This window comes from Porphyromonas asaccharolytica DSM 20707 (genome assembly GCF_000212375.1).
GTDB lineage: Bacteria > Bacteroidota > Bacteroidia > Bacteroidales > Porphyromonadaceae > Porphyromonas > Porphyromonas asaccharolytica.
Map to the genome: position 1 here is coordinate 1,944,453 of NC_015501.1, position 11,712 is coordinate 1,956,164.

Genomic DNA, 11,712 nt, shown 5'->3' on the forward strand with positions numbered 1-11,712 from the left:
ACAAGAGAACTAGATTATAAACCAGTAACATCTACTTGAAATATGAAAACAACACGCAAAGTAACCCTAGTGCTACTCGTGCTGATGAGTGCACTAACATTCGGATGCGCACAGACCTCAAACGTCAGAGGCGCTGACCGCTTATCTGATGGCAGCAAGCCCAACTATCCCGAGGCTCGCAATCTAATCAAGCAGGCTATTGAAAACCCTGAGACAAAGGACGACCCCAAGACATGGTACACAGCAGGGCTGATCGAGGAGCGGGCTTTCACAGGTGAAAATCAAAAGAGCCTCAAGGGTGAGCCTCAAGACCTCCCCAATATGTACGCTGCGCTACTCGCTATGCACGAGTACTACACAAAGACCTACGAGATCGATCACCAGCCCAACGACAAGGGCAAGGTACGCCCTAAGTTTGAGAAGAAGATCTCTAAGGCTTACGAGGACAATCTCCTCTACTACATCAATGCCGGAGGATACTACATGGAGCAGAAGGACTTTAAGAATGCGCTCAAGGCATTCCAGGCTTTTAGAGAGATCAAGCGCTCCCCTCTATTCGAGGGTGAGAAGATCGCTCAGCCCGACTCCAACTCTATGATGGTGGACTTCTTTGCTATCATCACAGCCTATCAGGCTGGGGACAAGCAGCTGGCTATCAAGTATGGTGAGGAGCTCAAGGGCAATGGCTATCGTCAGAACGAGGTCTACCAGATCCTCGCACAGACCTACATCGAGGAGGGCGATACGGCCAACTACATTACGACCATGCAAGAGGGTCTCAAGCTCTTCCCCAAGGAGCCATACTACTCTGTCAACCTGATCAATACTTACATCGTACAGAACAAGTATGACGAGGCACGCACCTTCCTTGCTCAGGCTATCGAGCTCAACCCCGAGAACCCTCAGCTCTATGACGTGATGGGTAAGCTCTACGAGGAGAGCAATGAGGAGGAAGCGATCAAGTGGTTTAGCAAAGCTCTAGAGGTAGATCCCAACTACGTCGAGTCGCTCTGTAACATCGGACGTATCTACTACAACAAAGCTGTAGAGGTCTCTGACAAGGAGGAAGGCGGTATGGCTGCTGCTCAGAAGAAGCGCACAGCACTACTCAACAAGGCTCTCCCCTACCTCCAGAAGGCTTACAGCATCAATCCAGACGCATCTTACTACCTACTCGGTAATATCTACTACGCACTGGGAGACAACGCTAAGTACGAGGAGATCCAAGCTGCTCACGGCAACTAATTACAAAGACTCGCTAGCCTCGAGCTAAGCAACTAGACAAAAAGGAGACAGAGACCCACGCGTGGGGTGTCTGTCTCCTTTTTATTTAGTGCGCTCACGAGTCAATTACGCAAATACTACGAATAACGATTTGCTTGCATTTGAACTTAGAAAGCGAACACTAGAGTTACAGCGTCTAATGGCTGAACTTGTCATGTTGATGTGGTCCCATGTAGGGGCGGACCTGCGTGTCCGCCCACAAGGCATACTGCGCTCCGATGAGGACGGGCGGACACATCGGTCCGCCCCTACAGCGGGTTACTCGTAAGGATTGCGGAGTCTAGTGCAGCCGTGGACTCTTTGTCGTTCGGTCAAAGATCTGTAACTTTGGGACGATGAATAAGCTATGGACGCTTTGCTTGCTCCTCCTAGCCCTCGCAGGCTCACTCTCGGGAGGAGAGATATTCCCGCATCACATCTATACGGCAGAGGTACAGACTCTACAGTGTCAGGTGTGGCGTGACGGGGAGCCGATCGCTATACCCTACCCGATCGCCCGCTTGGCTAGCAGCGATGAGGAGATCGTGGTGAGCTTTGACCTCGAGGACCCTATCCCGCACCGCATCCACTACCAGCTAGTGCTGTGCGATGCCGACTGGCAGGTCAATGATCGTATGGCGCTCAGCGAATACCTCGACGGCTGGATCGGAGCGCGCTGGCAAACGGACGAGAGCACCCCCTCAGAAGCCACGAGCGTCGCTTATCGTTACTACGAGCTACGCCTCGGAGGGGCCTCCGTGCTACAACCACTGCTCTCGGGCAACTATCGTCTCACCGCTTGGTGCGAAGAGCTACAAGAGGAGCCTATTTTCGTCACCAGCTTTGCCCTCTATGAGCCTCTCGCCGAGGTCGCTCAGCAGGTGGTGCCAACGACCCCTCAGGGCAACTACTCCCGCTTTCAGCAAGTGGAGCTAGAGCTAACCTTTCCTCCCACACTAGCCACCGATCCGCTCACGGAGCTTCTCGTCACTGTCGGACAAAACGGCTCCTCCACCCGCTACCAGCTACTCACCCGCCCCACCTCCCTCGCTCCTGGGCGTCTCACCTTCAGGGGGCATGATGGGGCCACTTTCGCGGCGGGCAATGAGTGGCGCGCCTTCGAGATATTGTCACCCTACGAGGCGAATATGGGCGTGGAGCATCTCAACAGTCAGGAGACACCCACTAAGGCTGACCTTTATCTAGATCACCCGACGAATGGTAGCTACATTACGCTCTCCGATGCCAATGGGTATCGCAAGGTGCGCCAGACAGACTACGACCCGTACTACGACGAGACCATAACAGACTACTATCTCGTCACCTGGCGACTAGCTCTAGAGGACCCGCTCAGGTATGGCACACCGTTCATCGAGGGGGCAGCCTTCGACGCACTGCCCAAGGAGCAGCGCACGCTGCGCTACAATCGCGAGACAGGCTACTTCGAGCTGTCGCTCCTCGTCAAGGGTGGCTACGTCAGCTACCGATACAGTACCGCACCATCGCCCGCTCCCCTAGCCAGCAACGCTATCGAGGGCGACTACTACCAGACAGAGAACCAATACACGACCCTAGTCTACCTCATCTCCCCCATGCTACGCTACCAGAGACTAGTAGCCGTAGAGTAACTTCCAGATGTAATACTATGGACAAAAAGACCGCAACCATCTATCGCCTCATGTACCTCCGGCTCAAGAGCATCGAGCAGTACGCTAAGCAGAGCGAAGCTATCCAAATGCGCCAGTTCAAGCGCATCATGCGTGTACTAAATGGCACCGCCTACGAGCAGTCCCTCACGAGCGAACCTATCCGCACCTACAGCGACTACCAGCGCATCATCCCTATCGTCGAGTACGAAGAACTACGCCCCTGGGTAGAGCGTATGCTACAGGGAGAGCGCAATCAGCTGATCAAGGGTAGTTGCCGCTGGTTCGCCACCTCCAGTGGCACCTCGGGAGGTCGCAGCAAATACCTTCCCGTGCCTGGGTTGCATCTGCAGAGTTGCCATTATCAGGGAGCCAAAGATGCGCTCTGGCTTTACCTAGACACACGACCCGACAGCGAGTTCTTTGCGCACAAGAGCTTAGTCATCGGGGGGAGCCACAAGCCGACTGAGTTTGCCGCAGGCACCCATACGGGCGACCTATCCGCCATATTGGTGGAAAACATGCCAGCCCTAGGACAGATGTACCGCGTTCCCTCGAAGCAGACCCTCCTCATGAGCGAATGGACCGCCAAGATGCGACAGATCGTCCAGGAGGTGGCGACAGCAGATGTGGGCAGTCTCTCGGGCGTGCCGAGCTGGATGCTCGAGACCATCATGGCGATTCTAGAGTATACAGGACGGGACAACCTCTCGGAGGTGTGGCCTCACCTCGAGGTCTTCTTTCACGGAGGAATCAGCTTTGATCCGTACCGTGAGCGCTACCGCCAAGTCGTCCCGTCCGAGCGGATGCAGTACCGAGAGACCTACAATGCGAGCGAGGGCTTCTTTGGCGTTCAGGACGACCCCACCTCTAGCTCTATGCTCCTGATGCAGGACTACGGCATCTTCTATGAGTTCATCCCAATGTCTCAGTTTGACGTCCCTGACCGTCAGGCCATACCGCTAGCCGACGTACAGAAAGGGGTCAACTATGCACTCGTCATCTCCACCCTCGGAGGGCTCTACCGCTACATCATCGGCGACACGGTCATGTTCACCGAGCTGCACCCCTACAAGTTCATCATCACGGGACGTACGCAGAGCTTTATCAATGCCTTCGGTGAGGAGCTGATGGTCCACAACACGACCACAGCCATCTCGCGCGTCGCCCAGGAGATGGGCGTCACGGTACGCGACTACACAGTGGCACCGCGCTTCTGCCTAGAGACGGCCAATGGCTATCACGAGTGGATCGTAGAGTTTGACACACCGCCAGCCGATCCAGACCACTTCATCGAGCGCATCGACCAAGAGCTCCGCACGCTCAATAGCGACTACGAGGCAAAGCGCTATGCCGACATGGCACTCCTGAAGCCCCGTCTAGTGGTTGCTCGTCGAGGACTCTTCAACGACTGGCTCGAGGAGCAAGGCAAGCTCGGCGGGCAGCACAAGATACCCCGCCTACGGAGCAATGCCGATCTCAACGATCGCCTCATCGAGCTCAACAAGTAGCCACAACATCAATCAGGTATAAACCTACAAAAGGCAAGAACCTCTTGCACAATTAGGAGAAATTTCTGAAACACTATCTGTCATCTACCAACACAACATAAATCAAATAAATGGCAGAATGAGACATTGAACGGCAACTGGTCTCTCATATCGCCAAATATCTTCTGGAAGTGGATAGAAGCTTTGCATTTGTGGCACCGCAGAAGCATTTTGAAGTGGACGATTCTGATTTCTATGCCGACCTCATCCTCTATAACACCCAACTACATACATAGGTAGTTGTCGAACTTAAAGCCACACCTTTCAAACCTGAATATATGGGACAACTTAACTTCTAAAACAATGTAATGGATGATACTCTCCGTAGCGAGCACGACAACAAGACCATCGGCTTGCTCCTCTGCAATGGAGGGATAAAGAGGTAGTGCAATATGACCTCTCTGTCTATGATCAATCAATCGGGGTCAGCGATTATCAACAGACAAAAGCTATTCCCGACGACCCTCGCTCCACCCTCTCCAGGATCGAGGAAGTAGAGGCGGAATTTAGTAAAACAACAAGACGCATAAATAATTAAAATCACATGAGTACATTATTATTACCAAATGAAATGGTGGAATCTGTGTCCAACTTTGTCATTATTGGGGCAAATGGAAGTGGAAAGAGCCATTTAGGAGCTTGGATTGAAGAGAATCAGAATGAGGGCATAAACGTGTTGAGAATTTCAGCACAAAGAGCACTTACTATCCCTAAAACGATAATGGTACAGAGCGAAGAAGTTTCCTGGAATAAAATTTACTACGGAAATGAAACAGATAAAAGAAAAGATCATAAATGGGGATGGGGAAATCCTACATCAACTCTTGTAAATGATTACGAAAGCGTATTGTCTGCAGTCTTCGCTAGGGATAATAAAGAAAACAAAGCTTACGTGGATGAATGTAAACAATTAGAAGCACAAGAAAAACCACACAACAATGTCCCTAAAATGATCTCAGACCTTATGATCGAAGTGTGGAATTCTGTGTTTCCTCATCGGAAGATAAAATTAGAGGATGCCTGTATTAAAGTTGCTCTTCCTAATGATGAAACTGCGACATATCAAGCGAATAACATGTCTGATGGAGAACGTGTCGCTATTTATTTAATAGGACAATGTCTTATTGCCCCAGCTAAAACTATTGTTGTAATAGATGAACCCGAAATTCATTTACATAAGACGATTATGCATAAGTTATGGGATGAGATTGAAAAATGTTGTTCTGATAAAACTCTTGTGTATATAACACATGACTTAGATTTTGCAGCCTCTAGAAAGGATTCTACTAAGATCTGGGTAAAATCATATCAAGGGAACTCGACTTGGGAGTATTCTATTCTTGACTCTAATGGTGATATTCCCGATAGGCTCTACTTCGAAGTTCTTGGAAGCAGAAAACCAGTATTATTCGTTGAAGGAGAGAAAGGTAGTTATGACACCCATCTATATTCATATATTTATGATGGCTATAATATAATTCCTTGCGGCAATTGTTATAACGTAATTGCCATGACCAAAGCCTTCAATAATGAAAAAGTCAGAAGTCTACACAACAACAACATATTTGGTATTGTTGACAGAGACTATATGACTCGTGAAGAGATAACTAGCCTTGAAAATCACAATATAAAAGTATTGCATATTGCCGAAATAGAGAATTTATATCTCCTTGAGGGAGTTATCAGAGCTGTTGCCGAAAATCAAGGATTATCTGCTGATGAGAAATTCGAATCAGTTAAGACGTTTGTTTTTAAAGAGTTTTCCAAAGAAAAAGAATCGCAAATATGTAAGATGTGCGAAAGAGACATACACCATAGACTGAAGGGTTATAGTGTAGGAAAGAACGCAACAAAAGTTTATATAGGAGAACAGCTAAAGGCTCTTGTTGAGCAAATTGACACGAATGGCATGTATGAAGAATATGAAAATCAGATTGATCAAATTATAGCAAAACAGAATTATGATGAACTCCTTTTACGATACAATCGAAAAAGCCTGCACAAAAGAGTCTCTCCATTCTTTGATCTAGCTTCAAATAATTATCCTGAGTTAGTCTTACGCTTACTTAAAACTGAAAGAGGAAAATCTATTATAGATTCGATGAGAAGTAGGTGTCCTAATCTACCTGAAGTACAAGAATTATAGACTCCCTGTCCTCTTCCTGAAAAAAGTACACAGTTGGGAAGGTGTTACTGAGATGATACACGGGTTGTTTTTGTTAATCCTGTGAGCGTTCTCATCTGTTAGTTTTGCTCCTGCTAGGGTACACGACTTGTCGTCGTCTTTACTGCGGAGGTACACAAAGATAGGTCTTTGTTGGGAGTTAAGCGGCATGAGCTCGGAGATTTGAGGCTCAGAGCTTTGGGAGAATTGTTCTTAGCTATCTGGTTCTTAGAGGGTTGGGTGGTTAGAGGGTTGGGGTAATTTGGTATGAGCATCTGCATCGGAGTCTTCTTGTTGATGGCTCGATGAGGTCGCGCTGTGTTATAGAGAGCAATCGTTTGAGAGAGGATCTCTCGAACTTGATCTATGGGCTTATCCTCGAAGTTGTAAAGCCAGTCGTTCTTGATGATCCCGTTAAGTCGCTCAGCCATAGCGTTGTGAAGGGGGTTTCCGGTCTGGGTGACGCTGGTTACGATGCCTAGGCTGGCCTCGTAGTCCGTCATCTGCTTGGAGACATATTGACAGCCTCGGTCGCTATGGAAGATGAGCCCTTTGAGGTCAAAGCCATGCTTCTGATAGAAGTCAACGGTCTGTCTTAGTGCGTTGTAGGGACCCTCTGTGGAGAGCGTGGGCTGCAGGTCAAAGCCGGTGATGATGCGGCTATAAGCGTCCATCGTCAGGGAGAGATATGCGAAGCCCCCTAAACATTTGACGTAGGTTATGTCTGAGACGGTGAGCCGGCAATGGTCGGTGGCTATGTACTTAGGGGTGGTGTTCAGGTGGTCTTGGAAGCCGTGATTGACCACTCCCTTGGTCGTCTGGGGTGGACGCTTGCGCTTGCGACTTCTTAGTAGCATATCGTTGGCTCCTAACACTTTGTAGAGCCAGTCTCGACCTACTTGGAAGGTCCCTTTGAAGTATTCGTTGGCACACTGCTGGATGGTGTCTACGCCTGCTTTGGGGAGCTGACCGCGCACATACTGGCAATAGTGTAGGACGGAAGCTACTTTGACATCTTCGTCTTGCTCGGTGAAGGTGTGCTTGTAGTAGCCTTTGCGGCTGACTTCTAACAGCTGACAAAGGTAGGTTATGGAGAGCTTTTGATCTCTCTCTTTGGCGGACTCAAGCTGTCTCACGGCTGCAAATCGGTCTTTTTTTTAGATCAATGTGGTAGCGATTCAAGACCACTTCGAGTAGTGTCTTGTTGACTAATGCCTTGCTCTCAGCCTGGAAGAGGGCTGCTTTGAGACGAGCGTTTTCACGCTTGAGTTCTGCGTACTCTGGATCTACGTCTTTGTTCTTGTTTGTCTTGCTCATAGTGCTACTGGTGCTTTGGTTGGGTAACTCTACATCAAAGGTACGCAACCAATTTCGAATGGTGCGTGTGGTAATGCCGTAGCGCTGGCTGGTGGTGGCAATGCTGTCACCGGTGGCTAGGAGGTCGTCAATGACTCTCCACTTGAAATCTAGGGGATATCCCTTTCGTCCTAGTTTACTTTTTTCTTGTTTCATAGTTGTTGGGGTTGGCTTCCCCAACTGTGTACTATTTCAGGAGAGGACACTATGCTATTTCATTTCGTATCTTTGCGCTATCAAAAGAACATTGAACGCGATGGATAAACCTATGAATCGAATAAAAGAAGTGCTTGAGGAGAAAGGAATTAAGCAAACATGGCTTGCTGAAAAACTCGGCAAGAGTTTCAGCATTGTAAATTCCTATGTCTGTAACAGACGCCAGGCAAGCCTCGAATCCCTCTTCCAAATAGCGGAGATACTAGGGGTAAAACCAAGAGACCTTATAGAATAATGATTAGAGATAATAAGATAACACTATCTGCTAGAACCTAAAATGGAACAACAGTCAAATACAATTACAACAGAGCATGAACTCGTCGCATATTATCGTGAATTAAGACCTGAGGAATTCTCTGACTCGAAAATTGAGTATGAAATTCCTCTAACAAAAGAATTATTTGAAAAACAGCTCGAAATACTATCTACTAAAAAGATGCAGAGCAATTTTGAGAATTTCATCGTGAGATGTGTCGAAAGGCTTATTACACCTAACATCAAGCCTCAAACTGGTCCTGATGGAGGTGGTGATGGCAAGGTGGATGCTGAAACCTACGAAGTAACGACCTATATTTCAGACAAATGGTATGTAGCTGATGGTGGTGCATCAGAAAAAGAGAAATGGGCTTTTGCTATTAGCTGTAAGAAACAGTGGAAACCAAAGGTTACAACAGATATAGAAAAGATTGCAAATACCAAACGAGGATATACGAGAGCTCTTTTTTTCTCTAATCAATTCATAAAGTCCAGTATAAGAGCTGATGTTGAAACAGATTTATCAAATAAATTCAATATTGAAGTTTCGATTTTCGATGCACTTTGGTGTATAAATGCAGTCTTTCATCATGGATGCAAAGACATAGCCTTGGATTGTTTGAATTTTTCCGATGAGTACAAAAAGAAAAGGGAGAAAATAGGAATCTTGGATAAACAGAGGCAGGAGCGGCTGGAGGAAATCGAAAAGAGTATTTTATCACGTCAAATAAATGATGTTGATACAGGCTATATAGATGAATTGCAAGAGGCTTGTATTCTCAGCAGAGGTTTAGAGCGTCCACGTATTGAAACTGAAGGTCGTTTTAGTCGGGCGTTACGTGAGTGTGAATATCATGGTTCCACTCAACAAAAGTTCAATATAATCTATGATCATGCTTGGACTAGTTTCTTCTGGTTTGAGGATATTGATGCAGTTCACGAGGATTTTTTGAAACTTAAAGAATTTGTAAATGATAACTGTTCTGTTATTCGCATAGAGAAGATTACGAACATATTAACTAATTTGATCAATTCAGAACGAGCAGGGCTAATTGATTCAAAAAAGGTAGAACCGGAAATTAAATACATAAAAGAACTGTGTAATACATTAGAAAAAAGAGGAGATAAGCCCTCTAGTCTCTTATTTTTGCGTTTGTATATTGCCGAGCAAAGGTTAATAAGTCGTTTATTGTCTAAAGAACAAATAAATGAAGACATTGATGCAATCAGACCACTACTATTAGAAGCCCCTTCTCATCTTGAAATCGGCTTTGAAGTTCAATACCAAATAATTACAAATTTAAACGAAGTGATTGATGATAATCCAAAATATGAAGACTTTGTTGATGAGCTTACGTCAATAGTGAGGAAAACAAACTCAGAGCAAGCAGCTGCAAGAATAGAAATGGATCGTGCCATAGCTTTAGTAAATAAAAAAATGTTTAAGCAAGCAATTCGTCATTTCAGTTTTTGCATACATCCTTTTGAAAAAGAAGAATGTATGGAAGAGTTAATCAAAACTTCTGGCATGATGGGTATTGCAATGTATGAGATCGGTTTACCTTTTAGTGCAATGGCTTACCTAGTAAAAGCAGCTTCGATGTTGCTCAAAACATTTTACGCCTCTGGCAATATTCCACATCTTTTGATGACAGTGTTGCAGAAACTTTGTGAGATTGAGTTAATGCTTGGAAGGCTTGTTATGTATTTGAACTGGTATGAACTAATGATGACGATTTCCCATAATGGACAGTTTGCTGAAGAGGAAAATTTTAACAAGACTAATATACTTCATGATGGAGCTTGGGCATGTCGTTTTGCTGCATCTGATTTGGGAAATCCAGTGATGAGTTTTCTGCCAGATATACTAGAAAGAATAGGGATGTTTCAATCTTCAGAATATTTAAAGTTTTCTCTAGGATATGCAGATGGATTAGATGAAGAAGTTAGAAATATTTTTGCTCAAGATGGCTGGCAGGATAAAATGCTTAATCAACCCGTGTTTGAGCAGTTCTTATGTGATTTGAATATTTCTACTAACGGACATGTAAAGTTGCAAACAACCGTAAATAACTGCACCCTATATGTTGCTTATGAAAACAGTTGTCAAAACCAAATTGTTGCGGAAATATTCTTAGGGGCAATCGAGTCAATACTAGCAACAATGGAAATATTCGAAGTATTAACCATTACTCCCAAAGTGTATATTGAAATTACTGAAACAACGGGCAAGTCAGAATTAAGACCATTAGAAAGATCAAATGAATATGAGCTCTGTATTAATTTGAATTATAGTGACAAGGATTTGTGGGAATGTATTTCTATGTTTATAGCATCTTTCTTTAGTCGAAATTCTATGTCAAAAGAAGATTTGATGAAGATGCTTCAGAGTAAACAAGACGGTGAGAAACTTATGGATAGAGTAAGTAACTTATTGCAAGTAAAGCAGTCGATATCTAATGTCCTTGGAAATACATTTAAGAATAAAATAGAGAATTGGAAAAAGGAGTCAGATAAAACTTACCCATTGCGAAAAGATTCATTTGAATATAAGCCACAGAGTTATCGTAACGAAAAGCAACAGAATGTATCATTTTATACGACTAATTCTGATATGGAGATATGGGATGATGCTGGTTGGAGCGGTTGTGGATTTATGTTTGATAAATTGGGAACTACACCTCCAATTTTTGGTCTTGCCTTTGAAAACTTAGACCGTGGAAGAGATATTGTTGCAGAATGGAGTGCTAAATTAGAAAAAGGAGAACATTCCGTAATCATTTACATCATTAGAGGTGTTGATCGGAACCATCCAACATCTTATCGAGTTTGTGTAGCACCAGATGTAAAAAAAGAAGAAATTAAAGAAGGTCGCTATTTTGCCTCTATGTGTCGAAAACACACGATGAAGCCTAGAAACAATTGGAATCTTGATACTTTTGAGCGTTTATACAAACAATTTAGTGGTTGTTGGTTTACGGCATTTCAAATAGATAACGATAAGCAGATAATAATGCCCGAAAATTTTAACGATGCATTTAAGTTTACGACTATCGAATTCCGAAATGCTTGGGAAATAAGACTAGATGATATGGCAACTTTAGCATTGGAGCCTGATGATGAACCTTTTATACCAGAAAGCAAAAAAGATATAGCACCTGTATTAGAAGTAATGGATATGTTTCGAAAGTTAAGAGCTAATTAGACATGAAAAATGACTTATAAGAGAAAAGAATTTGATGGTTCTGCTATTATGACTTTG

General features: G+C 45.0%; 8 protein-coding genes and 1 pseudogene. 7 read left to right on the forward strand and 2 right to left on the reverse strand.

What is annotated here, in order from left to right:
• The first annotated feature begins 42 nt into the window (after positions 1–42).
• The 5 genes and pseudogenes from PORAS_RS07565 to PORAS_RS07580 all read left to right on the forward strand — a co-directional run bounded on the left by PORAS_RS07565 (position 43) and on the right by PORAS_RS07580 (position 6,605).
• Positions 43–1,245 carry a tetratricopeptide repeat protein gene (locus PORAS_RS07565; protein ID WP_013760794.1) on the forward strand — a complete coding sequence of 401 codons (1,203 nt, stop codon included), beginning with the start codon at positions 43–45 and terminating at the stop codon, positions 1,243–1,245.
• Between the two features lie 374 nt (positions 1,246–1,619).
• Positions 1,620–2,891, forward strand: coding sequence for a type IX secretion system plug protein (locus PORAS_RS07570; protein WP_013760796.1), 1,272 nt, complete (start codon positions 1,620–1,622; stop codon positions 2,889–2,891).
• A 17-nt stretch (positions 2,892–2,908) separates the two neighbouring features.
• Entirely contained in the window at positions 2,909–4,420 is a 1,512-nt protein-coding gene (locus PORAS_RS07575; protein WP_013760797.1) for a GH3 auxin-responsive promoter family protein, read from the forward strand.
• Between the two features lie 122 nt (positions 4,421–4,542).
• A pseudogene (locus PORAS_RS08950) lies at positions 4,543–4,997 on the forward strand (PDDEXK nuclease domain-containing protein); the annotation flags it as partial.
• Positions 4,998–5,003: 6 nt separating this feature from the next.
• A complete protein-coding gene (locus PORAS_RS07580) occupies positions 5,004–6,605 on the forward strand; it encodes a DUF4435 domain-containing protein (RefSeq protein WP_245528019.1) in 1,602 nt (533 codons plus the stop codon).
• A 113-nt stretch (positions 6,606–6,718) separates the two neighbouring features.
• On the opposite strand, the gene PORAS_RS07585 is transcribed toward PORAS_RS07580, so the two are convergent.
• Positions 6,719–7,759 (reverse strand): IS3 family transposase, encoded by a 1,041-nt coding sequence (locus PORAS_RS07585; RefSeq protein ID WP_013760460.1) that lies wholly within the window; start codon positions 7,757–7,759, stop codon positions 6,719–6,721.
• Complete coding sequence (locus PORAS_RS07590) at positions 7,746–8,135, reverse strand: helix-turn-helix domain-containing protein (protein WP_013760714.1); 390 nt, start codon at positions 8,133–8,135, stop codon at positions 7,746–7,748. Before PORAS_RS07590 ends, PORAS_RS07585 begins: the two co-directional genes overlap by 14 nt.
• Positions 8,136–8,235: 100 nt before the next feature.
• Here PORAS_RS07590 and PORAS_RS07595 point away from each other — a divergent pair, with 100 nt between their 5' ends.
• Positions 8,236–8,430 carry a helix-turn-helix domain-containing protein gene (locus PORAS_RS07595; protein ID WP_013760798.1) on the forward strand — a complete coding sequence of 65 codons (195 nt, stop codon included), beginning with the start codon at positions 8,236–8,238 and terminating at the stop codon, positions 8,428–8,430.
• A 42-nt stretch (positions 8,431–8,472) separates the two neighbouring features.
• Entirely contained in the window at positions 8,473–11,655 is a 3,183-nt protein-coding gene (locus PORAS_RS07600; RefSeq protein WP_013760799.1) for a hypothetical protein, read from the forward strand.
• Positions 11,656–11,712 lie beyond the last annotated feature (57 nt).